The sequence below is a fragment of the Sphingomonas sp. G-3-2-10 genome (assembly GCF_012927115.1).
Classification (GTDB): Bacteria; Pseudomonadota; Alphaproteobacteria; order Sphingomonadales; family Sphingomonadaceae; genus Sphingomonas.
Genome location: NZ_JABBFY010000002.1, coordinates 194635 through 218037 on the forward strand (window position 1 = coordinate 194635; position 23403 = coordinate 218037).

The 23403-nt window shown below is 65.9% G+C and carries 26 protein-coding genes and 1 riboswitch; of the genes, 16 read left to right on the forward strand and 10 right to left on the reverse strand.

Translation table 11 applies throughout. The annotated features are described in order from the left end of the window. Nucleotides 1-80: 80 nt before the first annotated feature. Complete coding sequence (locus HHL13_RS17510) at nucleotides 81-530, reverse strand: hypothetical protein (RefSeq protein WP_169557214.1); 450 nt, start codon at nucleotides 528-530, stop codon at nucleotides 81-83. 85 nt (nucleotides 531-615) lie between these two features. Next, nucleotides 616-806: riboswitch (yybP-ykoY riboswitch) on the forward strand. A 12-nt stretch (nucleotides 807-818) separates the two neighbouring features. Between HHL13_RS17510 and HHL13_RS17515 the strand changes: the two genes are divergently transcribed. Both HHL13_RS17515 and HHL13_RS17520 read left to right on the forward strand, forming a co-directional pair. After that, nucleotides 819-1382: a TMEM165/GDT1 family protein gene (locus HHL13_RS17515; RefSeq protein WP_169557216.1), complete on the forward strand. Its 564-nt coding sequence runs from the start codon at nucleotides 819-821 to the stop codon at nucleotides 1380-1382. Nucleotides 1383-1386: 4 nt separating this feature from the next. Beyond that, nucleotides 1387-2220, forward strand: coding sequence for an oxygenase MpaB family protein (locus tag HHL13_RS17520; protein WP_169557218.1), 834 nt, complete (start codon nucleotides 1387-1389; stop codon nucleotides 2218-2220). Nucleotides 2221-2356: 136 nt separating this feature from the next. Here the strand turns inward: HHL13_RS17520 and gyrB are convergent, their stop codons facing one another. Together gyrB and HHL13_RS17530 are read right to left on the reverse strand one after the other, a co-directional pair. Further along, entirely contained in the window at nucleotides 2357-4903 is a 2547-nt protein-coding gene (gene gyrB, locus HHL13_RS17525) for a DNA topoisomerase (ATP-hydrolyzing) subunit B (protein WP_169557220.1), read from the reverse strand. Nucleotides 4904-4951: 48 nt separating this feature from the next. Continuing rightward, nucleotides 4952-5257 carry a hypothetical protein gene (locus tag HHL13_RS17530; RefSeq protein WP_169557221.1) on the reverse strand — a complete coding sequence of 102 codons (306 nt, stop codon included), beginning with the start codon at nucleotides 5255-5257 and terminating at the stop codon, nucleotides 4952-4954. Nucleotides 5258-5331: 74 nt separating this feature from the next. Here HHL13_RS17530 and HHL13_RS17535 point away from each other — a divergent pair, with 74 nt between their 5' ends. Continuing rightward, on the forward strand, nucleotides 5332-5694 hold the full coding sequence (locus HHL13_RS17535) for a cupin domain-containing protein (RefSeq protein ID WP_169557223.1): 363 nt from the start codon (nucleotides 5332-5334) through the stop codon (nucleotides 5692-5694). Here HHL13_RS17535 and recF read toward each other — a convergent pair. After that, a complete protein-coding gene (gene recF / locus HHL13_RS17540; protein ID WP_169557225.1) occupies nucleotides 5691-6758 on the reverse strand; it encodes a DNA replication/repair protein RecF in 1068 nt (355 codons plus the stop codon). The two genes, HHL13_RS17535 and recF, sit on opposite strands and share 4 nt — an antisense overlap. Before the next feature lie 73 nt (nucleotides 6759-6831). Here recF and HHL13_RS17545 point away from each other — a divergent pair, with 73 nt between their 5' ends. Next, nucleotides 6832-7578: a hypothetical protein gene (locus HHL13_RS17545; RefSeq protein WP_169557227.1), complete on the forward strand. Its 747-nt coding sequence runs from the start codon at nucleotides 6832-6834 to the stop codon at nucleotides 7576-7578. Here the strand turns inward: HHL13_RS17545 and HHL13_RS17550 are convergent. Together HHL13_RS17550 and HHL13_RS17555 are read right to left on the reverse strand one after the other, a co-directional pair. Continuing rightward, complete coding sequence (locus HHL13_RS17550; protein ID WP_169557228.1) at nucleotides 7575-9152, reverse strand: hypothetical protein; 1578 nt, start codon at nucleotides 9150-9152, stop codon at nucleotides 7575-7577. The two genes, HHL13_RS17545 and HHL13_RS17550, sit on opposite strands and share 4 nt — an antisense overlap. A gap of 134 nt (nucleotides 9153-9286) precedes the next feature. Further along, the gene (locus tag HHL13_RS17555) at nucleotides 9287-10054 is read right to left on the reverse strand and encodes a Coq4 family protein (RefSeq protein WP_169557230.1); all 768 of its coding nucleotides are present in this window, start codon (nucleotides 10052-10054) and stop codon (nucleotides 9287-9289) included. 188 nt (nucleotides 10055-10242) lie between these two features. Here HHL13_RS17555 and HHL13_RS17560 point away from each other — a divergent pair, with 188 nt between their 5' ends. Together HHL13_RS17560 and HHL13_RS17565 are read left to right on the forward strand one after the other, a co-directional pair. Next, complete coding sequence (locus HHL13_RS17560) at nucleotides 10243-10461, forward strand: helix-turn-helix transcriptional regulator (RefSeq protein WP_169557232.1); 219 nt, start codon at nucleotides 10243-10245, stop codon at nucleotides 10459-10461. Next, a complete protein-coding gene (locus HHL13_RS17565) occupies nucleotides 10454-11092 on the forward strand; it encodes a hypothetical protein (protein ID WP_169557234.1) in 639 nt (212 codons plus the stop codon). Before HHL13_RS17560 ends, HHL13_RS17565 begins: the two co-directional genes overlap by 8 nt. A gap of 67 nt (nucleotides 11093-11159) precedes the next feature. Here the strand turns inward: HHL13_RS17565 and dnaN are convergent, their stop codons facing one another. Both dnaN and HHL13_RS17575 read right to left on the reverse strand, forming a co-directional pair. Next, nucleotides 11160-12272 (reverse strand): DNA polymerase III subunit beta, encoded by a 1113-nt coding sequence (gene dnaN, locus HHL13_RS17570; protein ID WP_169557235.1) that lies wholly within the window; start codon nucleotides 12270-12272, stop codon nucleotides 11160-11162. A gap of 265 nt (nucleotides 12273-12537) precedes the next feature. Next, complete coding sequence (locus tag HHL13_RS17575) at nucleotides 12538-13149, reverse strand: outer membrane beta-barrel protein (RefSeq protein ID WP_169557237.1); 612 nt, start codon at nucleotides 13147-13149, stop codon at nucleotides 12538-12540. Between the two features lie 140 nt (nucleotides 13150-13289). Here HHL13_RS17575 and HHL13_RS17580 point away from each other — a divergent pair, with 140 nt between their 5' ends. Together HHL13_RS17580 and HHL13_RS17585 are read left to right on the forward strand one after the other, a co-directional pair. Beyond that, nucleotides 13290-13964: a histidine phosphatase family protein gene (locus HHL13_RS17580; RefSeq protein ID WP_169557238.1), complete on the forward strand. Its 675-nt coding sequence runs from the start codon at nucleotides 13290-13292 to the stop codon at nucleotides 13962-13964. After that, nucleotides 13964-14437: a hypothetical protein gene (locus tag HHL13_RS17585; RefSeq protein WP_206377115.1), complete on the forward strand. Its 474-nt coding sequence runs from the start codon at nucleotides 13964-13966 to the stop codon at nucleotides 14435-14437. Before HHL13_RS17580 ends, HHL13_RS17585 begins: the two co-directional genes overlap by 1 nt. Here HHL13_RS17585 and HHL13_RS17590 read toward each other — a convergent pair. Beyond that, nucleotides 14434-15393, reverse strand: a complete 960-nt coding sequence (locus HHL13_RS17590) for a LysR family transcriptional regulator (RefSeq protein ID WP_169557240.1) — start codon at nucleotides 15391-15393, stop codon at nucleotides 14434-14436. The two genes, HHL13_RS17585 and HHL13_RS17590, sit on opposite strands and share 4 nt — an antisense overlap. A gap of 92 nt (nucleotides 15394-15485) precedes the next feature. On the opposite strand from HHL13_RS17590, the gene HHL13_RS17595 reads away from it, so the two are divergent. The 8 genes from HHL13_RS17595 to HHL13_RS17630 all read left to right on the forward strand — a co-directional run bounded on the left by HHL13_RS17595 (nucleotide 15486) and on the right by HHL13_RS17630 (nucleotide 22954). Continuing rightward, complete coding sequence (locus tag HHL13_RS17595) at nucleotides 15486-16445, forward strand: NAD(P)H-binding protein (RefSeq protein WP_169557241.1); 960 nt, start codon at nucleotides 15486-15488, stop codon at nucleotides 16443-16445. Between the two features lie 57 nt (nucleotides 16446-16502). Beyond that, a complete protein-coding gene (locus tag HHL13_RS17600; protein WP_169557242.1) occupies nucleotides 16503-16751 on the forward strand; it encodes a hypothetical protein in 249 nt (82 codons plus the stop codon). 77 nt (nucleotides 16752-16828) lie between these two features. Then, the gene (gene rlmN / locus HHL13_RS17605; protein WP_240953889.1) at nucleotides 16829-18013 is read left to right on the forward strand and encodes a 23S rRNA (adenine(2503)-C(2))-methyltransferase RlmN; all 1185 of its coding nucleotides are present in this window, start codon (nucleotides 16829-16831) and stop codon (nucleotides 18011-18013) included. Between the two features lie 107 nt (nucleotides 18014-18120). Beyond that, on the forward strand, nucleotides 18121-18876 hold the full coding sequence (locus tag HHL13_RS17610) for a sulfite exporter TauE/SafE family protein (protein ID WP_169557244.1): 756 nt from the start codon (nucleotides 18121-18123) through the stop codon (nucleotides 18874-18876). 42 nt (nucleotides 18877-18918) lie between these two features. Beyond that, a complete protein-coding gene (locus HHL13_RS17615; protein WP_169557245.1) occupies nucleotides 18919-20184 on the forward strand; it encodes a cyclopropane-fatty-acyl-phospholipid synthase family protein in 1266 nt (421 codons plus the stop codon). Next, entirely contained in the window at nucleotides 20163-20891 is a 729-nt protein-coding gene (locus HHL13_RS17620) for a cytochrome b/b6 domain-containing protein (RefSeq protein ID WP_169557246.1), read from the forward strand. The genes HHL13_RS17615 and HHL13_RS17620 overlap by 22 nt, the downstream gene beginning before the upstream one ends. Then, nucleotides 20888-21631 (forward strand): molybdopterin-binding protein, encoded by a 744-nt coding sequence (locus HHL13_RS17625; protein ID WP_169557247.1) that lies wholly within the window; start codon nucleotides 20888-20890, stop codon nucleotides 21629-21631. Before HHL13_RS17620 ends, HHL13_RS17625 begins: the two co-directional genes overlap by 4 nt. A 66-nt stretch (nucleotides 21632-21697) precedes the next feature. Continuing rightward, nucleotides 21698-22954 (forward strand): cyclopropane-fatty-acyl-phospholipid synthase family protein, encoded by a 1257-nt coding sequence (locus tag HHL13_RS17630; protein WP_169557248.1) that lies wholly within the window; start codon nucleotides 21698-21700, stop codon nucleotides 22952-22954. Here the strand turns inward: HHL13_RS17630 and HHL13_RS17635 are convergent. Beyond that, a complete protein-coding gene (locus HHL13_RS17635) occupies nucleotides 22942-23361 on the reverse strand; it encodes a DUF1801 domain-containing protein (RefSeq protein WP_169557249.1) in 420 nt (139 codons plus the stop codon). The two genes, HHL13_RS17630 and HHL13_RS17635, sit on opposite strands and share 13 nt — an antisense overlap. Nucleotides 23362-23403 lie beyond the last annotated feature (42 nt).

Sequence of the window (23403 nt, forward strand, 5' to 3'; positions counted from 1 at the left end):
AAGCGTAATGATCCGGGTTAAGGTTCACGGGATGCCGACATATTCTTCCCCTCCCTATGGGAGAGGGAAACGAACTGCTGTTAATCGAACCAGCTGGGGACCTGATCGTCGAACACGAACGACGTCAGCGTCCAGCCTGAGGCGGTGCGGGCATAGACGAAGCGCCAGCGGGTCACATAGTCGCGGTGCTGGACCAGCCAGGTATCGCGGCGGAGCAGGCTGCCGAGTGGCGTCGTTTCGATCCGCTCCCATGCGAGCACCGGGCCATAGCCATCGAGGGCAGCCTGAATCTGTTTGGGCAGTTCGTCGGCATCGGCGATGCGCTTGCCCAGCAGCGGCGCGGCTTTGGTCAGGCCGGCCAGCGCCTGTACCACCTGCCCCCGTTTCAGCGCATCGAAGAAGGGATCGACCAGCGGATCGGCAGCCGATGCAGGTGCGGCAGCGGGCACCGCCTGCGCCTGCGCGGCCATCGGCGCGCCCGAGGCCGCCCCCGAGGCCGCCATCGCCGCGACTATGATCGATCCCCGCATGTAACGCTCCAACTGTTCGCGCCGGAGAATCGCATTCCCGGCGCGCCGTGACAAGATTGACGCGGCGATCCGGTGCGCCTACCGGACCCCTGTCATTCGGGGAGTAGCCCGCCGTCCTTTGGGGCGGATGCCAGCGTCAACATACTTGGGGGAGACCTCATGGCGCGGCAGGAGCGGTCCGGAAACGGAGTGCTTCAGGCGAGACCGATGGCAACGGCTTTCCGCTCATGGTCGGGCGGGAGAGGCGTTGTCGTCGTGTCCATGTCCGCCCGGCCCCGAGTATAGTTCATGGAAGCATTCCTCACCTCCCTCGGCCTCGTCTCGCTCGCCGAGATCGGCGACAAGACGCAGCTGCTCGCGGTCGTGCTGGCGCTGCGGTTCCGCAAGCCCTGGCCGATCATCGCCGGCATCTTCGTGGCAACTGTCGCCAATCATTTCCTCGCGGCCCTGCTCGGCACGGTTGCGGCCGATTTTCTCTCCAGCAACTGGTTCCGCATCGCGATCGGCGTGTCGTTCGTCGCGATGGGCCTGTGGACGCTGGTCCCCGACACGTTCGACGAGGATGAAGCAAAACCGTCGCGCTTCGGCCCGTTCCTGGCGACGACCATCGCCTTCTTCCTCGTCGAGATGGGCGACAAGACACAGATCGCCACCGTGGCGCTGGGCGCGCGGTTCGATGACGTGGTGGCAGTAACGATGGGCACGACGCTGGGCATGATGGTCGCCAATGCGCCGGTCGTGCTGCTGGGCGACAAGCTGCTCGGCAGACTGAACTTCGATCTGGTGCGCAAGATCTCGGCCGGTTTGTTCATCGTCATTGGCGTGTGGACGCTGTGGGAGCTATTCGCCTGAATCCATGACGTCCAATCCCCTCCGCCGCGCGCTGATCGCGCAGGTTCGCAAGACCTTCAATGATCAGGAGCGCGGCGAGACCCCGGTGATCCGCCGCGATGACGGGCTGTTCGGTCCGCAATCGGTGTGCTGGCGGGTGCATGGCGATGTGGTGACGATGATGGTCGGGGGCGTTTCGGCGCTGCTGCTCCAGATGCTCCACCCCGCCGTGCTCGCCGGGGTGTGGGACCATTCGGCGTTCCGGCAGGACATGCTGGGGCGGCTGCGGCGCACCGCGCGGTTCATCGCGGTGACCGGCTATGATTCGCTGGAAGCCGCTGAAGCCGCGATCGAAAAGGTGCGTGAGGTGCATACCCGGGTGCGCGGGGTGCTGCCCGACGGCACGCCCTATGCCGCCGACGATCCCCGGCTGCTGGCATGGGTGCATGTGACCGAAGCGGTAAGCTTCCTCGACGCGTGGATCCGCTATGCCGAGCCGGACATGAGCATGACCGATCAGGACCGTTATTTCGCCGAGTTTGCGATCATCGCCGAGCGGCTGGGCGCCGATCCCGTGCCGCGTACGCGCGCCGAAGGCGAGGCGCTGATCGCCGAGATGCGAAGCGAACTAGTGGCGGATGCGAGATCGCGCGAAGTGGCGCGGCTGGTGCTCGATCAGCCTGCGCCGAGCATGGCCGTCGCGCCGGTGCAGAAGATGATCTTCGCGGCGGCGGTGGATCTGCTGCCCGGCTGGGCGCGGGAGATGCACGGGCTGAAAGCGCCCGGGGTTACGCGACCGGCGATCCGGGCGGGGACGCGCGGGTTTGCTGGCACGTTGCGATGGGCGTTTCGGGGGTAACCAGCGCTAAATCCTCCCCCGGCGGGGGGAGGTGCCAGCGCAGCTGACGGAGGGAGAGGGCCACAGGCGATTGCTTGAGGCAAGCCCCCTCCACCGCTTCGCGGCCCCCCTCCCCCTCCGGGGGAGGATTTAAAGATCAAACGTCCAGGTTCGCCACGCTGAGCGCGTTTTCCTGGATGAATTCGCGGCGCGGTTCGACCACGTCGCCCATCAGGCGGGTGAAGATCTCGTCGGCCACGTCGGCCTGATCGATCGCCACGCGGAGCATCGAACGGTTCTGCGGATCGAGCGTGGTTTCCCACAGCTGTTCCGCGTTCATTTCGCCCAGACCCTTGTAGCGCTGGATCGACAGGCCCTTGCGGCCAGCGGCCAGGATCGCATCGAGCAGCTGCGAGGGACGCGAGACGAGCGCTTCGCCCTTGCCGACGGTGACAGCTTCCTCGACCTCTTCGACATTCTCCAGCGGGGCTTCGGTGTCGAACGCGGCGCCCTTGGCCGAAACCAGCTTGGACGGAGCGAGATAGCTGTCGGTCTGTTCGCTGGCGAGCGTGTGGAGCTTGCGCGCTTCGGCCGAGACGAGGAACGGCGCCTCGACGATGTGGTGATCGGTCACGCCGCGCCACAGCCGTTCGAAATGATAGCCGCCCTCTTCGCTGACCCGCGCCGACCAGCGCGCATCGGCGTCCGCCGCGTCGAGGCGGCTGACGACGACCTGCAATGCGGCTTCGCGCTGTTCGCGCAGCGCTTCGGGGTTGAACGCCCCGCCGAGCGCCAGCGCTTCGATGATGTTGGGATCGTAGCGGCGCGGGACATAGCGCATCAGCGTGCGCATCCGGCGGGCATGCTCGACCAAGGTGCGCAGATCGTCGCCCGAGCGCGAGCCCGCACCGGTTTCGAGGACATTGCCGCCGACACCGGCGTCGACCAGATACTGATCGAGCGCGCTGTCGTCCTTCAGGTACACCTCCGACCGGCCCTTGCTCGCCTTATAAAGCGGCGGCTGGGCGATATAGAGGTGCCCGTTGGCGATGATCTCGGGCATCTGGCGATAGAAGAAGGTCAGCAGCAGCGTGCGGATATGCGCGCCGTCGACGTCCGCGTCGGTCATGATGACGATCTTGTGGTAGCGCAGCTTCTCCACGTTGAAATCGTCGCGGCCGATGCCGGTGCCCATCGCCTGGATCAGCGTGCCGATTTCGCGAGACCCAAGCATGCGATCGAAGCGCGCGCGCTCGACGTTGAGGATCTTGCCGCGCAGGGGAAGGATCGCCTGGAAATGGCGGTCGCGGCCCTGTTTGGCCGAGCCGCCCGCCGAGTCACCCTCGACGAGGAAGAGTTCGGACTTGGCGGGATCGCGCTCCTGGCAATCGGCCAGCTTGCCGGGGAGCGACGCGATGTCCATCACGCCCTTGCGCCGGGTCAGCTCGCGCGCCTTCTTGGCGGCCTCGCGCGCGGCGGCGGCGTCGATCACCTTCTGGATGATCGCGCGGGCGAGGGCGGGATTCTCTTCCAGCCAGTCGGTCATCTTGTCGGCCATCAGCGCTTCGAGCGGCTGACGGACTTCGGACGAGACGAGTTTGTCCTTGGTCTGCGAGCTGAACTTGGGATCGGGCAGCTTGACCGAGACGATCGCGGTGAGACCCTCACGCATATCGTCGCCGGTGAGAGTGACCTTTTCCTTCTTCAGAAGGCCCGACTTGTCGGCATAGCCGTTGATCGTGCGGGTCAGAGCCGCGCGGAACGCCGCGAGATGGGTGCCGCCGTCACGCTGCGGGATGTTGTTGGTGAAGCAGAGGACGTTTTCGTAATAGGAGTCGTTCCACTCCAGTGCGACGTCGATGCCGATATCGTCGCGATGCCCGGTGACCGAAATGGGATCCGGGAAGAGCGGCTGCTTGTTGCGATCGAGCCACTTCACGAAAGCCGCGATGCCGCCTTCGTAGAACAGCTCGACTTCCTTGACCTCTTCGTGCCGCGCGTCGCGCAGGAACAGGCGGACGCCCGAATTGAGGAAGGCCAGTTCGCGATAGCGATGCTCGAGCTTTTCGAAGTCGAACTCGATCTGATTCTTGAAGGTGCCGCCGTCGCCGGGGGTCTTTTCGGTCGAGGCGAGGAAGGTCACGCGGGTGCCCTTCTTGCCCTCGGGCGCCTTGCCGATCACCTTGAGCGGGGCGGTGGCGTCGCCATAGGCGAAACGCATCCAATGCTCCTCGCCATCGCGCCAGATGTTGAGATCGAGCCATTCGGACAGCGCGTTGACGACCGAAACGCCCACGCCGTGGAGGCCGCCCGAGACCTTGTAGGCATTGTCGTCCGACGTGTTCTCGAACTTACCGCCGGCGTGGAGCTGGGTCATGATGACTTCGGCTGCCGACACGCCTTCCTCGGCATGGATGCCCGTGGGGATGCCGCGGCCATTATCCTCGACCGAGACCGACCCGTCCGGATTCAGCTGGATGATGATCCGGTCGCAATGCCCGGCAAGCGCTTCGTCGATCGCGTTGTCCGAGACTTCGAACACCATGTGGTGGAGGCCCGAACCATCGTCGGTGTCGCCGATATACATGCCCGGCCGCTTGCGGACCGCGTCTAGGCCCTTGAGGACCTTGATCGAGTCTGCGCCGTAGCTGTTCGCGTTGGGGAGATTTTCGGGAGTCGTGTCGTCGCTTGCCATGCCAAGCATATAGGAACGAAGGTCACAAAACGGAAGCAAAATGGGGGCTTTGTCGCCTCAGAAATCGATCGTGAAATCCAGCATCATCCGGGGCGCGGACAAAGTCGGGTTTCCGCTATTTTCGGCGCGCAATCCGGCGCGCTTGTTGGGTGACAGCTGCACCCTCGCAGGACCGAAGACGCGCTGCGTTTCAGGTTCGGGCAGAGCTTGCAGGCGTGGCGACTCCGCGGTGCCGCACACCACGATCTCGTCCGCATTCCGGGAACAGCGCTGGCGGGTGAGCGGGGCCTCCACCGCCACCGCGTCGTCGGCCGGCGGGCCGGGCACATCCTGCACGGCAATCAGCAACAGCATCGCGAGCATCGCCTGCCCTCCTCGAACGGTTGCGATCCTGCCACGAATGGCGCAACCCGGTCCAGACAGTGCGGAGCCGCATCATGCAGAAGATCAACCTCGCCCAGGCCTTTGCCCGTTTCGATGAACCGTGGAGCCCGCGCATCGCGGGGCAGGTGAACGACACCGCGATCAAGCTCGTGAAGCTGGAAGGCGCGTTCGACTGGCATCATCACGAGCATGAGGACGAGATGTTCCTCGTCGTCTCGGGCCTGTTGCGGATGAAGCTGCGCGACGGCGATATCGATCTGTCGCCCGGCGAATTCCTGATCGTGCCCAAGGGCGTCGAGCATTGTCCCGAAGCGATCGGGCCGGACTGCCACGTGCTGCTGGTCGAGCCCGATACGACGCTGAATACGGGGAATGTCGTCACCGAACGCACGCGGGAGACGCTGGAGCGGCTCTAGTCCGGCAGAATCGCGCCGTGCGCGACGTGGTAGCGCGTCGCATCGCCCGGCACCGCCTCGAACAAGGCGGCCTCGGTGCCGGTCATCCATACCTGTCCCTTGCCGCTTAGCCTGTCGAACAGCGCGGCGCGACGGCTGGGGTCGAGATGCGCGGCGACTTCATCGAGCAGCAGGATCGGGGCGCGGCCGACGCGCTCCGCCACCAGTTCGGCATGGGCGAGGACGAGGCCCAGCAGCAGCGCCTTTTGCTCGCCGGTGGAGCAGAGATGCGCGGGCTGACCCTTGCCGAGATGCGTGACGATCAGGTCGGCGCGGTGCGGCCCCGCCAGCGTGCGGCCCGCGGCGGCATCGCGGCGGCGGCCCTCGGCCAGTTCGCGGATCAGGCTGTCCGCGTCGCCTGCCCAGCCTTCCAGCGTCAGGCCGGCGCGCGCGAACGGCCCCTCGGCCTGCGCCGCCAGCCGCTCGCCCAGCGCGGTCACCGCGTCGCGCCGCGCGGCTTCGATCGCAGCGCCATGTTCGGCCATCCGTGCTTCGAGCGCGCCCAGCCAGCCGAGATCGGGCGGGCCGTCTTCGGCGAGGATGCGGTTCCGCTGGCGCATCGCGGCGTCGTAGCGGTTCGAATGATGGGCATGGCCCGGCGCCAGTGCGAGGGTCAGCCGGTCGAGGAAGCGGCGGCGCTCGCCCGGCCCCTCGACGAACAGCCGGTCCATCGCCGGGGTGAGCCACAACACGGTGAGCCATTCGGCCAGCGCGGTCGCCGCCGCCGCCGCGCCGTTGATCCGCACCAGCCGCCGTTCGGGCGCATCGGGCTGTGCGCCGGTGCCGATATCGACATCGCCAAGCCGCGCCGCGACGCCGAAGCCGCCCGATCCGCCCTGCCGCGCCATCTCGCTTACGCTCGCGCGGCGCAGGCCACGCCCGGGAGCGAGCAGCGACACCGCCTCGAGTATATTGGTCTTGCCCGCGCCATTCTCTCCCGCGAGCACGACAAAGCCCGGCCCGGGGCTGAGCACCGCGTCTTCATGGTTGCGGAAATCGGTCAGGACGAGACGCGTGATGGCCATTGGACAGCTCCTCTAGCGCAGCCTCTTGCCCGCGAACACTGGTTCGCCGATGCTGGGCCCAAGGAGATTCCGGATGCGCATGAAAGTCCTGCTGACCGCCCTGCTGATGCTGATGCCCGCGCCCGCGCTGGCCGATGTCACCGCGCGCTATTCGGCGGGCAGCAAGGAAGTGGTGATCGAAGTCGATGACGGCGGCGATCATCGCGCCGAAATCGCTGGCGCATTCATCCTGATCCGCCGCAACGGCGTGGACTATCTCGCGGCAAAGAACCCCAAGGGCGACTATGTCGTCACCCGCGCCGACGCATTCATCGCGATGCTGTCGTCACAGCTCAAGGGCATTGCCGACGTCGCGTCGAAGAACGACGAGAAGATGAAGTTTCAGGTGATCCCCGGCGGGACGAACGAAACCGTTGCCGGGCGCGTCGGCACGCTGTGGCGGTTCGGCCCGCTCAAGCCGGACGCCAGCGAGGCCGATCGGAGCCGCGAGCTGCTCGAATTCGTGATGAGCGCCGATCCGCAGCTTGCGCCGATCGGCCGGGTGTTCCTGGAATCCCTGACGCAGGTGCTGCCGGTCGTCGACATGCTCCTCGCCGACGCCGATCTGAGCGCCCGCGCCGCCGAACTCTTCGCAAAGGGCACGCCGATCCGCATCGGCAAGAACGCCGCGGACGACAAGGGCCTCAAGCTGGTGTCCGTCGATACCGCCGACATCGCCGCCAGCCGGTTCGAACTGCCCGGCGCGGAAGTGGAGCCGATGGAATTCTTCCAGTCGGTCGGCCCCGAATCCGGCGCGCGCGCCATGCCCAAGCTGCACTAGACTCCGTCGCGGCGCTCGAACACGGTGAAGTAGCGCCCGCCGATCCGCTGGGTGAAGGCGGGGCGATAGGCGCGGGCAAGCTGGCTGCGCATGAAGGCATTGGTGCGCGGATTGACCGCGTGATCGGGCTCCAGCGTCGAGACGACCAGCCGGGGCCGGCCGGCCATGATCCGCTGCGTTTCGGCCAGCGTGTCGATGCCCACCGCGCCATCCTCTCGCGCATGGACGAGGTGGCCGGGAAAGGCGAGCCGGGTCGGCAGGCAGCTGTGCGTCATCCGGTACAGCGCCGGATCGCCATCATAGACGAACAGGCATCCCGGGCCGAGGCGCTGCTTCACCACCTGTGCCAGCGCGGTGACCTGCGGCCCCCATCCGCGCGTGCGGCGATTTTCGTTGATGATCGTGATGCTCGATATGGTGGCATAGCCCATCAGCGCGATCGCCACCGGGATGCGCCATGCCGTGCCCGGCGCGGTGAAGCTGATCCCGGCTCGGGCATGGCCGAACAGCGGCGCGGCGGCCACTGCCAGCGGCGCGATCAGCGGCAAGGCGTAGTGATCGAAATAGCTCCCGAACAGCAGCACCCCGGCGATCGCCGCCATCGCCCACAGCAAGGCGAAGTGCCGCGCCCCGCGCTCGCCGTCCCAGATCCCGCGCAACGGCACCCGCCGCGCCGCGATCGCCGCCAGCCATAACGGCGCGAGGAAGATCGCCATTCCGGCGACACGCTTGATCAGCACCCAGGGCGCTTCGTGTCCGCGCACGAGAATTGACAGGAAATTGGCGACGACGAACGTCTCCCCCTGCCCCTGCGCGGCATACCAGCCCCATGCCGCGGCGGTCGGCGCCAGCCCCGCCGCCATCCAGGCCCCGGCCATCGCCGCGAGCAGCGGCAAGCGGACGCCTTCACGGTGTGCCTTCCAGACCAGCGCCAGCCCGAGGAACGCGCCTTCGAACACCACGCTGTACTTGATCTGGATCGCCAGCCCCGCCAGCGCGGTTGCGGCAAGCCCGGTCGCGAAGCCGCGCCATCCGAAGCCCGGGTGGACGACGATGCGCATCACGATCCATGCAGCCAGCACGACGATCAGATTGTAGAAGACCGGCGATTGCCCGCCCTCGCCTCCGAAGATGCCGAGGAACAGCAGATAGACGACGCCGGCCGCCGCGCCGCCATGCGCACCGGCCATCGGGCGCGACATGCGAGCGATGACGAACGCGGTCGCCGCGGCAAAACCCGTCGCCAGCAACTGATACTGGATCACCCCGTCTCCGCCCATCATCCGCGCAAAGGCGTAGATCAGGAACAGGCCAACGGGTTTGCGATCCCAGATGTCCGAATAGGGCGCATCGCCCCACAGCATCCGCTCGCCGACGAGCAGATAGAATTGATCGTCGACATGGAGCACCGGATTGCCGAACTGCGCCGCCCGCGCGGCAAGCGCCACGAGGAGCATCAGCAGCGCCAGCGAAGCCTCATGGGTGACGTAGGGCCGGGCGCGCCGGGAGAGCCGGTCGAGCGCGGCCGGCGTGCGCTCGGGCGCGCGGAGCGGCCGCGAGGCGAACTCGAACAAGGGCGGGGAAGCGGTCAAGGGCACTCGTGGAACAGGCCGGAACGGCGGCCTGCCTATCGGTGCGCGATCCTTGCCCGCGCATGAACGAGCGCGCGTGACGGCTTATGAACGAGCGCGGTTTCCCGTGCGGGAAATCAGATGCCCTTGAGCCCCGCCGCTTCCAGCCGCGCCTGTGCGATCAGATATTTCGGGGCGGGTTCGATCCCCAGCCGCTTGCGCGCGGCGTCGATCGGCTCGGCCATCAGCGCTTCATAGTCCAGCCCGTGGAGCCAGCTGGTCTTCTTGCCTCGGGCGTAGCCTTCGATCACGGCCTTGGAGAAGGCCGCTTCCTTGGTGATACGCAGGCTCTTCAGCGCGGCGCCGAGGCCGATAAAGCCCCAGCCGAGACCGCCGGTCTGCGCATAGGAAAAGGCGACAAGGCAGGCTTCGCCCAGATGCTCGTCTGCCTTGTAGCCGGTCAGCACGTGCCAGATATCGTGGATGTCGCGCTCGCGGCGGCCCATCCAGGCATAGGGATGTTCGACATCGACGCCCTGAAACGCGCCTTCGGCCATGCTGACTTCGACCAGCCCGTCGGCGGAATAGCCGGTGCTGTCGAGGAAGTTGCGATACGCCGCGCCGACGGTACCCTCGGCAAAGCTGTCGATCCAGGCGCGGTCGGTCAGCCGCTCGGCGAGTTCGATCCGCTGATAGGCGAGCTTGCCGCCACCCGGCAGGGTCAGCAGCTTGCGATAGCTGCGCTGGGTGACGTCACCGTTGAGCGCGCGCATGATCTTGAAGACCTGCGTGGTATCGTCGCCATTGGCGAGCAGCTTGCGCAGCGCCGACAGCGCCGTGCCCCATTCCCGCTTCATCGGGATGCCGGGGTTGAAGGTCGGAACGGGTGCGGGTTGCGTCGCCATGTCGATCACCGAATCACTATTTACATCGATGTAAATAGCACGGGCAGGTTAAAAATCAACTGCGATATTTGATCGGGCACAATCCGTAGGGCTGCTTTGTCAAAGGGACTATGTCCAGAACTCTTGACACCACCGCGAATCGCTGACAAGAACTCTTGTCATATGGACAAGATCTCTGGACAAACCCGATGAACAACCGGCTTCGCGTGCTGCGTGCCGAAGCAGGGCTGAGTCAGGGGGATCTGGCCAAGCTGCTCGGCGTCTCGCGTCAGACGATCAACGCCGTCGAAACCGACAAATACGACCCCAGCCTGCCGCTCGCACTGCGCATGGCAAAGGTTTTTGGAGTGCCCGTTGATGCCATCTTCCTTGACGACTGGACCCCGCCGGAGCCCCGAAATGACTGACCGTCCGCTGCATGTCCGGCTGTTCCGCATGTTCATCGGCGCGCTGGTGGGCCTCGCCTTTTGCGCGCTTGCCGCCGCGAGCGGGTTTCTCGAGTTGCTGAAGGACATGCCGGCGGAGGACATCGTGTCCACCGTGCTGGCGCTGCTGATCCTGATGCTGGGGGGCTTCGCGGTACTCGTTTCGTCTAGCCAGGGCGCGTACAAGGCGATCGCGGAGAATTACCGCGAGGGCGACCCCCTCGACGACGATGTGCTGCGGATGATGCGGATGAACGCTATCCTGCTGCTGATCTCGGGCGGACTGCTGCTGGCGCCGCCCTTCGCAGTGCGGCTGGGCGCGGGCGAGACGGCGTCGATCGTCGTGGCGGCGGCAATGGGCGCGCTGCTGTTCCTTACGACCTGGCTGAGCTGGCGCGTCACGAAGCGCAGCGACGAGCTGACTCGCGCGCTGGCGATGGAATCGAGCGCGATCAGCTTCTGGGTGCTGACGATGGGGCTGTTCGGCTGGGCGTCGATGGTCAAGCTGGGGCTGGCACCCGAGATCAGCAGCTGGACGCTGATGACGGCGGCAATGGCAGTCAGTCTGGTGGTTCAGATGGGACTGGCGATGCGGCGCGGCATGTTCGCCTGAAACGAAAGGGGCGGGCCGGCTGATATGCCGCGCCCGCCCTTCCTTTATTCAGCCCGGAACGAGCGGGTCAGACCCGCATCGGCATCAGCACGTAAAGTGCGGGCGACTTGTCGTTCTCGCGGATCAGCGTCGGCGCCGCGGCGTCGGCGAGGTGAACTTCCACTGCATCGCCTTCGACCTGGCCGAGAATGTCCATCAGATAGCGGCTGTTGAAGCCGATCTCGAACGACTGAGCGGCATATTCACCGGGGACTTCCTCGGCCGCGGCGCCGTTTTCCGGGCTGGTGACCGAGAGGGTCACCTTGTCGCGATCGAGCGCCATCTTCACCGCGCGGGTCTTCTCCGTGGCGATGGTCGAGACGCGATCGACGCCGGCCATCAAGCTCTTCGGGTCGATCTTGAGGATCTTGTCGTTCCCGGTCGGGATGACGCGGCTGTAATCGGGGAAGGTGCCGTCGATCAGCTTCGAGGTGAGGATCGCCTGACCCAGATCGAAGCGGATCTTGGAATTGCTCATCGACACGCCGACCGAGCCATCGACTTCGTCGAGCAGCTTGCGCAGTTCGCCGACGCACTTCCGCGGGATGATGATGTCGGGCATCGATTCGGCGCCGTCCGGGCGCGCCACGGTGACGCGGGCGAGGCGGTGACCGTCGGTCGCCGCGGCCTTGAGCACCGGCGTCGCTTCGTCCGACACGTGCCAGAAGATGCCGTTCAGATAATAGCGCGTCTCTTCGGTCGAGATCGCAAAGCGGGTCTTGTCGATGATCTGCTTGAGCGTTTCGGCGGGCAGTTCGAAGGTGGTCGGCAGCTCGCCCTCGGCGATCACCGGGAAATCGTCACGCGGCAGCGTCGAGAGCGTGAAGCGCGCGCGGCCGGCAACCACGGTGATGCGGCCATCGGCGGCGCTCAGCTCGACCTGCGAGCCTTCGGGCAGCTTGCGGACGATGTCGAACAGGGTGTGCGCCGAAATGGTGGTCGCGCCGGGCTGGTCGACTGCGGCGGCGATCGTCTCGTCGATCTGCAGATCGAGATCGGTCGCCATCAGGCGCAGCGTGCCCGACGCATTGGCTTCGAGCAGCACGTTGGAGAGAATCGGGATCGTGTTCCGCCGTTCCACCACGGACTGGACGTGGCTGAGCCCCTTGAGGAGCGTTGCGCGTTCGATCGTCGCCTTCATGTCTTCAAACCCCCGGGCCGCCGCCCAAATCCCACCTCGCACACATGCGGCCGGTGGCAGTTCGCCGTTCAATATCCTTAACGTGAAAAAGGGCCGGAGCAAGCGCCCCGGCCCTTCATTTCACAGCTATTTTGCTGCGATTGCGTCTTTGATTGGTTCAGCGGAGCCGAACCGTGCGGTGCCGGCCCGCTCCCCCACCCGGCCACCCATAGAATATACTTCCGTGGGGTGGCAGGGCGGGGGTGCGGGCCGGCACCGCCTCAGATCAGAAACGCACGCCCAGGCCGGCGACGACCTGGTGACGGTCCAGATCGATGTCCACGCCGTCCAGCGAGCTGTAGTTCGAGTAGCGATACTCGCCCTTCAGATAGATGTTGTTGGCGAGGTTGAACTCGGCGCCCGCGCCCAGACGCCAGCCGTCGATGTTCTCGCTGTCGGTCACGGTGGTGAGGCCGCTGGTGTAGCGGGTCTCGACCGCGGCGTTGGTGTAGCCGCCCTTTGCGTAGATCAGCGTGCGCGGACCGGCGAGGAAGCCGACGCGGACGCCGGCATAGAGGTCACGGCCCGCCTTCACGCGGAACGAGTCGCCCGGAACGATCAGGCCGGCGCCTTCCTGCTTGTTGGTGGAGCCGGTGATTTCGCCCTCGACACCGAACACGGCGCCGCCGGTGGCGATGTCATAGCCGATCGCGCCGCCATAGACGACGCCGTCGCTGGCCTCGGTGCCGCTGGTGTCACCGGAATCGAGACGATCCCAGCCGACAACGCCTTCGACGCGCGGGCCGGTGAAGGTGGGATCGACGGTTTCCTGAGCGAAGGCCGGGGCGGCAAGCGCGGTGCTGGCGGCGAGGGCGGCTGCGAAAAGTGCGATACGCATAAAAACTCCTTGGGTACCTTTACTAGGCCCGATCAACTGGGGCCGAGGCATAACTAGGAACGCCGCCGCCTCGTTTCATGAACCTCAGATAAACAAGGAAAAGCGTTGCTTTCCGGCCACAGGGACTTGAAACAGGCCCGATGGATTCCACTCGCGCGCATTCCGGAAACAGCCCCCGCCAAGGCCGCGATTTCATCGCCCGGCATGGCGAGACGGTCTATAATCTCGCGAAGAGAATGCAGGGCGATCACCCGCACACGCCACTCACACGCGCCGGTTTCGCCCAGGCCGATGCAATGGGCGCGGCGTTGCGCGAACTGCTGGGCGCGAAGCCGAAGCTGACTTTGTGGGTGTCGAGCGCAGGCCGCGCGCTGCAGACGCTGGCGTTGATCTGCGAGCATCTCGAGCTCGACTGGCACGCCGCGAACCGCGACGACCGGCTGGTCGAGATCGGCATGGGCGAGTGGAGCGGCCGCTATTATCACGAACTGGGCGACGCGCTGTCCGGGTTCCTCGACGAGGAGCACAAGCTTTATCGCCATGCCGCGCCGGGCGGCGAATGGTATGATTCGATCGCGGCGCGCGTGTCGTCATGGCTCGCCGATACCGATGACGATCCGGGCGACCGGCTGGTGATCATGCACGGCATGTCGAGCCGGGTGCTGCGCGGCGTGATGACTCATGCGCCGGTGCTGGAACAGTTCGGATCGCCCGCCGCGCCCGATCTGCCGCAGGGGTCGATCGCGCTGATCGAAGGCGGCGTCGAGACGGTCGCGCATTGGGGTTCGGGCAAGCTGGCCAACGCCGCGGTATGATGCTGGCGCTGCTCCTGATCGCGTTCGCGCCGGCGCAGGACGCGCAGGGCCGTACGCCGCTGGGCACCTTCCAGAGCTGGGGTGCGTTCCGCGATGCGTCGCCGCGCCGCTGCTATGCGATCGCCAAGCCGGTGGAGAAGCACAGTCAGTCGCAGCCCTTCGCCAGCATCGCGACCTGGCCCGGCCAGAATGTCCACGCCCAACTCCATGTCCGCCTCAGCCGCACCCGCCACCCCCGCGCGCGAGTGATGCTGTCGGTCGGCGAGCGCCGGTTCGAACTGGTCGCGGGCGAGACCGACGCCTGGTCGCCCGATGCCCGCACCGATGCCGCGGTGGTCGCCGCGATCCGGCAGGGGCGCAGCATGAGCGTGGAAAGCATCGGCGCGAATGGCGGCGCGTTCGCCGATACCTATTCGCTGCAGGGCGCCGCGACCGCGATCGACGCGGCCGCGCTGGGGTGCGTCCGGGGCTAGTCCGCCGGCATTTCGAGCAGCAATTCCTCTTCGAGCCACGCTTCGGGCGCGGAACGCTGGAGCGGCGAGGCGCCGATATATTTGTTCAACCCGGCGACCAGCGCGTCGAACACCGCGCGAATCCGCGCCACGCCGCGCTGATCCTCATGGCAGATCACCCAGGTCTCGAGATCGAGGCTCAGCGCCTGCGGCAGCACGCGCACCAGCTTCGGATCGCGCGCCGCCAGCGGTATCTGGCACACACCGATGCCCAGCCCCGCGCGGATCGCCGCGAGCTGCGCCAGATCGCTGTCGCTGCGGAAGCTGAAATCGCCGCGCCCGACCGCGAGGCCGCGATGCTGCAGCGCGCGAAGTACCGGCGTGTCGCCTTCGACGCCGATGATCGCATGGCTCCGCACATCGTCGAGGCTTTCCGGCGTGCCGCGCGCCTTCAGATAATCGCGATGTGCGTGCAGCCCCAGCGTCACCGCCCCCACCCGCCGCGCGACCAGCGCATCCTGTTGCGGCGGCACCATCCGCACCGCGACATCGGCTTCGCGGCGCAGCACGTCCTCGTTGCGGTTGGTCGGGCTGAGTTCGATCACCAGCCTGGGATGGCGCACGCAAAGCTCGGCGAGGATCGGCGGCAACACTTCGACCGCGATCACTTCGCTGGCGCTGATCCGCACCGTGCCGGCGACTTCGCGCGCGCCCGCCGAGGCGGAGCGGACGAATGCATCCGCCGCCATCGCCATCGCTTCGGCATGTTCGCGCAGCGCATGGGCGCGCTCGGTCGGCAGCAGGCCGCTGGGCGAGCGCGTGAACAAAGGCGTACCGAGCGACTCCTCCAGTTCCTCGATCCGCCGCCTGACGGTCGGCTGGGCAACGCCGATCAGCCGCGCGGCCGCGGACAGGCTTCCTTCGCGCAGCACTGCGAGAAAGGCGCGCTGGCGCTCCCAATCGTCGACGAGGTTCATAAAAATTGTCTATTCGACTCGTCGAACTTGGTCAATTTTGATTGAGGTTAAGCCAGTCCATATCCCCGTCGTTCCAAGTGACGGAGATTGCGATGAAAACGGCATTGGTATTGGGCGCGAGCGGCGGCGTCGGCGGCGAGACGGCGCGGGCGCTGATTGCGCATGGCTGGAGCGTGCGCGGGCTCACGCGAACGCCGCGTTCGGGCGATGGCATCGACTGGACCATCGGCGACGCGATGGACCGCGACGATGTGCTGCGCGCTGCCGAGAGCACGCAGGCGATCGTCCATGCGGTGAACCCGCCGGGCTATCGCAACTGGGCGAAGCTGGTGATGCCGATGATCGACAACAGCATCGCGGCGGCGCAGGCCAATGACGCGCGGCTCGCCCTGCCCGGCACGATCTACAACTACGATCCCGCCGCGACGCCGCTCGCCGCACCGGACAGTCCGCAGCGTCCCTCGACCCGCAAAGGCGCGATCCGCCGCGACATGGAGGCGCGGATCGAAGCATCGGGCGTCCGCGCGCTGATCCTGCGTGCGGGGGATTTCTTCGGGCCGCGTCCGGGCAATTCATGGCTCTCGCAAGGCATGGTGACGCCGGGCAAGCCGGTGACCTCGATCATGGTTCCGGGAAAGCGCGGCATTGGCCATGCATGGGCCTATCTCCCCGATGTCGGCGAGACCTTCGCCCGGCTGCTCGACCGCGACGCCGATCTGCCCCGCTTCGCGCGCTATCATTTCGCCGGCCATTGGGACGCCGACGGGCTGGGCCTTGCCGAAGCGATCCAGCGCGTTACCGGCCGCCGCGCGAAGCTCCGCCGCATGCCGTGGCGGCTCCTGCCGCTGATCGCCCCGTTCAACCCGACGATGCGCGAGATGATCGAGATGGAAGCCTATTGGCGGCACCCGGTGGAACTGGACAATGGCTCGCTGATCGCAGTGTTGGGCGAAGAGCCGCACACGCTGCTGGACGAGGCGATGGAGTGGACGCTGGCGGCGCTGGGATGCTTGCCGAAGACAAGGTTGCCGGGTACGAAGTCGCTCGCATGATATCTCCCGACAGGCTATGGAATTGCCATGGATATACCGGAGTACCCAACATTGGTGATGACAGTGGGAGCGGCCTCGCTCCTCCTGTGCTTACAGATGTTCGAGCTAACCCCGTTGATCCGAAAGCTGGTGATCGCGTTGCTGGCGGTCAATTTCGTCCTTATGATTTGCGCTGGCCTCGTCACGGCCGGGCTTCTGTCTCCCGCTCCGATGCTGCTGCTGCCGGTGCATTTTGCGGCTTGCAGCGTGGCGGCGCTGTTCGCCGTCTATATCGCGTGCCGCTTCCCGATGGCGCAGCGGCGCTGACGCCACCGCAAGACCAGTAGAAAAATCGCGCGCGATGCACTATGTGCTGCGCCATGCATTCACCGTCGGCCGCTCCCATGCCCATTCCCGGGCACATCGATCCCGTACCCGTTCCGCGCGCCATCGTGCCGCGTCCGGATGGCCGCATCGACTTGCTCGGCCTGTCGAAGCTCGACCTGCGCATGGCGCTGGAGACCTCGCAGCTCGAGCCGAAACAGGCCAAGCTGCGCGCCAAGCAGATCTTCCACTGGATGTATAATCGCGGCGTCACCGACTTCTCGCTGATGACCGATATCTCGAAGACGATGCAGCCCTGGCTGACCAATCGCTTCGTCATCAGCCGCCCCGAAGTGGTGGAACAGCAGGTATCGAACGACGGCACGCGCAAATGGCTTTTGCGGTCGCCGGACGCGCAGGATTACGAGATGGTGTTCATCCCGGACGCCGATCGCGGCACCCTGTGCGTCTCGTCGCAGGTCGGTTGTACGCTCAACTGCCGCTTTTGCCACACCGGCACGATGCGCCTTGTCCGCAACCTGACCCCGGCCGAGATCGTCGGCCAGGTGATGCTCGCGCGCGATTCGCTGGGCGAATGGCCGAGCCAGCCCGAGGGCCGGATGCTCACCAACATCGTGATGATGGGCATGGGCGAGCCGCTCTATAATTTCGACAATGTCCGCGATGCGCTGAAGCTGGTGATGGACGGCGACGGGCTTGCTTTGTCGAAGCGCCGCATCACCCTGTCGACGTCGGGCGTGGTCCCGATGATGGCGCGTGCGGGCGAAGAGATCGGGGTGAACCTCGCCGTCTCGCTCCACGCGGTGACCAAGGAAGTGCGCGACGAGATCGTGCCGCTCAACCGCAAATACGGCATCGAGGAACTGCTTCAGGCCTGCGCCGACTATCCCGGCGCGAACAATGCCCGGCGGATCACGTTCGAATATGTGATGCTGAAGGACAAGAACGACAGCGACGACGATGCGCGCGAGCTGGTCCGGCTGATCAAGCTCTACGATCTGCCCGCCAAGGTGAACCTGATCCCGTTCAACCCCTGGCCCGGCGCGCCGTATGAATGCTCGACGCCCGAGCGGATCCGCGCGTTTCAGGAAATCGTGTTCGGCGCGGGCATCTCGGCTCCGGCGCGCACCCCGCGCGGGCGCGACATCGACGCGGCCTGCGGCCAGCTGAAGACTGCGTCGGAGAAGAAGTCGCGCGCCGAGCTCGACCGGCTGGCGGAAGAGAAGCAGGCGGCTTTGGGCTAAGCCGATCCCGATCGTGCTGAGCTTGTCGAAGCACCGTTCTTTCGCTTTTGCGTGCAGTAGAAGAACAGCCCTTCGACAAGCTCAGGGCGAACGGTAAGGGGGAGAGTGTGGACGCCTTCCCGCTCCTCCTCGCGCTGGCCGCAGGCCTGCTCGGCGGCGTGATGAACGCCCTTGCCGGCGGGGGCACCTTCGCCACCCTGCCCGCGCTGATCACGCTCGGCCTGCCCGCCAACATCGCCAACGCCACGTCGAACGTCGCGCTGATGCCGGGCGCGGCGGCCAGCGCATGGGCGTTTCGCGACGAACTCGCACCAGTCGGCGGGATGAGCGTGCGCACGCTTTCGATCATCACCTTCGCAGCCGGGCTGGTGGGCAGCGCGCTGCTGGTGCTGACCCCCAGCCGCGCCTTCGACTTCATCATCCCCTGGCTGCTGCTGCTCGGTTTCGTGGTGATGGCGTTCGGCCGCGCCGCGTCGGACTGGCTGCGGGCGCGCGTCACGATCGGCACCCGCACGCTGATGACCGCGCAGACCCTGCTCGGCATCTATGGCGGCTATTTCGGCGGCGGGGTTGGGCTGATGACCACCGCCGCCTATGGCCTGCTCGCCGGCGCCGATCCGCGATCCTTGTTCGCGATCCGCACGCTCATGCTGGCCATCGCCAACCTCGCCGCCGCCTTCGTCTTCGTCGCGGCCGGGATGGTCAGCTGGGCACTGTGCCTGCCGATGCTTGCGGGATCGATCGTGGGCGGCTGGGCCGGCGCGCATATCGGCAAGAAACTGCCCCACGGTCTGGTGCGCATCTGGACCCTGATCGTGACGGGCGCGACGACGCTCGTCTTCTTCGCAAGGGTCTATCTCTGAGAGCCATTGCGCCCGCGCAATGCTTGCCACATGCTGCACAGCATGTGGCTCCTCGACAAGATGCTCCGCAAGCTCATCCTCAAGGGTGAGCTCCTCGTCATCGACCATGACGGCAAGGCGTATCGCTACGGCGCGCCCGATCCCGTGGTAAGGCCGGTCACAGTCCGCTTCACCGACAAGGGCGCCGCGAACTTCATTTCGCGCGATCCGCGGCTGGGCGCAGGCGAAGCCTATATGGACGGGCGGATGGTGATCGAGGGCGGCAGCGACATACGCGACCTAGCCTTGCTGTTCCGCTACAACGCCCCGTTCGAACAGCCCGAAGGGATCGAGCCCGCCGGCCCCTTCCGCAAGGCGATCAGCCATGTCGCCGGCCGGATCGACCAGATCAACTGGAAGGCGCGGTCGCGCCGCAACGCCGAACATACCTACAACCTCACTCGCCGCCTCTACGAACTCTTCCTCGACGCGGACCGGCAATATACCTGCGGCTATCACCGCGACCTCGACGACAGCCTGGAAAAGGCGCAGCTCGACAAGAAGGCGCATCTTGCCGCCAAGCTGAACCTGAAGCCGGGCATGCGCGTGCTCGACGTCGGCTGCGGCTGGGGCGGCCTCGCGCTTTATCTGCACCGCCAATATGACGTCGAAGTGCTCGGCATCGCGCTGGCGCCCGACCAGATCGCCTTCTGCACCGAGCGCGCCGCCGAACTGGGCGTGTCGGACAAGGTGAAGTTCGAGCTGATCGACTATCGCGACGTCACCGGATCGTTCGACCGGATCATCAATGTGGGCCTGATCGAGCATCTCGGCACCCCGCATTATCCCGGTTTCTTCGAACATATGGCGCGCCTGCTGAAGCCCGATGGCGTGATGGTCTCGCATTGCTGCGGCCGCGCGGGCGGACCGGGCACCACCGATGCGTGGACGCGGAAATATATCTTCCCCGGCGGCTATATCCCGGCGCTGTCCGAGCTTGTCGTCGAAGCCGAAAAGCACAAGCTGATCGTCGCCGATGTCGAGGCGCTACGCTATCACTATGCCCATACGCTGGAGGAATGGTACAATCGCACCAACGCCGCGCGGGACGAGATCGTCGAGCTCTATGACGAGCGCTTCTTCCGCATGTGGCAATTCTACCTTGCGGGCGCCGAAGCGGCATTCCGCTATGGCGGGCTGGTCAATTGGCAGCTCCAGTACGTCAAGCGCCGCGACGCGATCCCGATGACGCGCGACTATATGTACGAGGAGGAAGCCCGGCTGCGCGAGGCGGAGGAACCACCCGAATGGCATCTCGCGGCGGAGTGAGCGACACGGCGGCGCCGGTGCGCGAAGTCGTCCGGCACCGCCTGTTCACGCGCATCTGGCACTGGATCAACGCCGTCACCGTCATTATCATGATCGGCAGCGGCCTGATGATCTTCAACGCGCATCCGCGCCTCTATTGGGGACATTATGGCGCGAATTTCGACGCGGCATGGCTCAGCCTGCCGCGCTTCCCCGGCTGGCTGACGATCCCCTCGCAATACAGCTTGGCGATCGCGCGGCACTGGCATCTGTTCTTCGCGCTGGTGCTGGCATTCGGGCTGCTCGCGTACATGATCGTCAGCCTGATCAACCGCCATTTCCAGCGCGACCTGCGCATCCGCCCGGAGGAGCTGAAACCGGGTCATCTACGCGATGACCTGAAGGCCCACTGGAACCTGCGTTTCCACGATCCCGAGAACCCGGCCGCCTACAACATCTTCCAGAAGGCCAGCTATGCCGGGGTGATCGTCATCCTGCTGCCGCTGCTGATCCTGTCCGGCCTCGCTTTGTCGCCGGGGATGGATGCGGCATGGCCGTGGCTGATCGACATCTTCGGCGGGCGGCAATCGGCGCGGTCGGTCCATTTCATCGCGATGGGAGCGGTCAGCCTGTTCGTCGTTGTGCACCTGACGCTGGTGATCCTCGCCGGACCGGTCAACGAGATCCGGTCGATGGTCACCGGCAAGTGGAAGGTGCCCGAGGAATGATCTCGCGCCGCAGCTTCCTCATCACCGGCACGGGCGGGCTGCTCGCGGGGTGCGACGCAGTGGACAGCAGCGGGATCGGCAAGTCGATCCTTTCGACCGGCGACGATGCGCACAAATTCCTCCAGCGATCGATCACCGATCGCGCCGCGCTGGCCCGCGAGTTCCGCGCAGACCAGATGAGCCCGAAGTTCCGGGTCAACGGCACCGCCAATCCGAACACGCCCGATTATGCCGCGCATGCCGCGAACCGCTTCGCGGACTGGCGGCTCAAGGTCGACGGCCTCGTCCAGCGCCCGCTGTCGATCTCGCTCGCCGACCTTCGCGCGATGCCCCAGCGCGCGCAGATCACCCGCCACGATTGCGTCGAGGGGTGGAGCGCGATCGGCAAGTGGCAGGGGCCGCACCTCGCTCGCATCCTCGATCTCGCCGGGCTTCGGCAGAGCGCGAAGTTCATCGTCTTCCACTGCGCCGACGCGATCGGCGGCGCGCCCTATTATGAATCGATCGACCTGATCGACGCGTACCACCCCCAGACGATCATGGCCTGGGCGATGAACGACGCCCCGCTGTCCGTCGGCCACGGCGCACCGGTCCGCCTGAGGGTTGAACGCCAGCTCGGCTACAAGCACGCCAAATATGTCATGCGGATCGAGGCGGTTGCGAGCCTTGCCGGCATTCACAAGGGCGGCGGCGGGCTGTGGGAGGATCGCAGCGGCTATGAATGGTATGCCGGGATCTAGTGCGACTGATCCAAATTAATTCCATTCTGGCGGGAACTGTTTCGCGCCCGGCTGCGTACCGGTCTCATGGCGCTTATCGACCGGTTCTTCGATCGGGCGATCCGGCGGGGATCGCTCAGCCTCATCCACCCCGATGGCCGCTCGGTCAGCTTCGGTGCGCCCGATCCCGACATCAGGCCAGTCGTCATGCGCTTCGCCCTTGGCGTGGCGGGCGAGATATTGCGCAATCCGGCGCTGGGCGCAGCCGAAGCGTTCATGGATGGACGGCTCGCATTCGTCGAAGGCGATATCCGCGACCTGTTGTGGCTGATGACCGTCAACAATCGTTGGGAGCAGGGTGGCGCGACCTTCCTGCCCGGCCCGGTCCGCTATGCCGCGGGCGCGATCGCGCACCGGCTTGGACGGATGAACATGCGCCGCCGATCGAAGCGCAACGTCGCGCATCATTACGACCTGTCGGCCCGGCTCTACGATCTCTTCCTCGACGCCGACCGCCAATATAGCTGCGCCTATTTCGCCGATCCCGGCCAGAGCCTCGAACAGGCCCAGCTCGACAAGAAGGCGCATATCGCCGCCAAGCTGATGATCGAGCCGGGCATGCGCGTGCTCGACATCGGCTGCGGCTGGGGCGGGATGGCGATCTACCTCCACAAGAAGACCGGCGCCGAAGTGCTCGGCATCACGCTGTCCGAAGAACAGCTCAAGGCCGCCCGCCAGCGCGCCGAATGGGAAGGCGTGGAGGACAAGGTCAGGTTCGAACTAATCGACTATCGCGACGTCGAAGGACCGTTCGACCGGATCGTGTCGGTCGGCATGTTCGAGCATGTCGGCGTGCCGCATTTCCGCACCTTCTTCCGCAAGTGCCGCGACCTGCTGACGCCCGACGGGGTGATGCTGCTCCACACGATCGGCCGCGCGGGCGGGCCGGGCGTGACCGATGCCTTCACCTCGAAATATATCTTCCCCGGCGGCTATATTCCGGCGCTGTCGGAGATCGCGCAGGGCTATGAAGGGCTGCGCTGGTTCATGACCGACGTCGAGGTGCTGCGCGAGCATTACGGGCATACGCTCAATCACTGGTACGACCGCACCGTCGCCGCGCACGACGCGATCGTCGCGCTGTACGACGAGCGCTTCTACCGGATGTGGACCTTCTATCTCGCCGGGGCGATGACCGGCTTCTTCAACGGCGGGCTGGTCAATTACCAGCTCCAGTTCGCCCGCGACCGCGACGCGCTGCCGATCACCCGCGACTATATGCTCGCGCACGAGGAAGCGCTGTACGAGACCATGCCTCGCGGCTTCATGCTTCAGGACGGATAGCGTTCGTCCATGTGCGCGAGCGCATCACGCGTCAGTTCGTCGAGCACGCCTGCATCCACATCGGCCAGCTTCTTGATGTAGAGGCACGACTTGCCGGTCTTGTGCTTGCCCAGCCGCGCCAGAAGCGGCTCCTGGCTTTCCGCGCCGGTCAGCACGTAAAGTACGAGTTCGGCCTTGCGCGGGCTGAAGCCAAGGCGGCACATCGTGCCTTCGTGCCCGCTGTCATATTTATAGTGATAGCTGCCGAAGCCGACGATCGACGGCCCCCACATCTGCGCGGGCTGGCCGGTGATCCGCTCCATCATCGCGCGCACCGCCTTGGCATCCTCGCGCCGGACGGGGTTCTCGACCGCGTCGATGAAGGCGTCGGCGGTCACTTCGGTGGGTTTGGTCTTGATCTCGGCCATGTCCCGCTCTCCCGATTCGCAGCCGCGATGCTATCGCAGCCG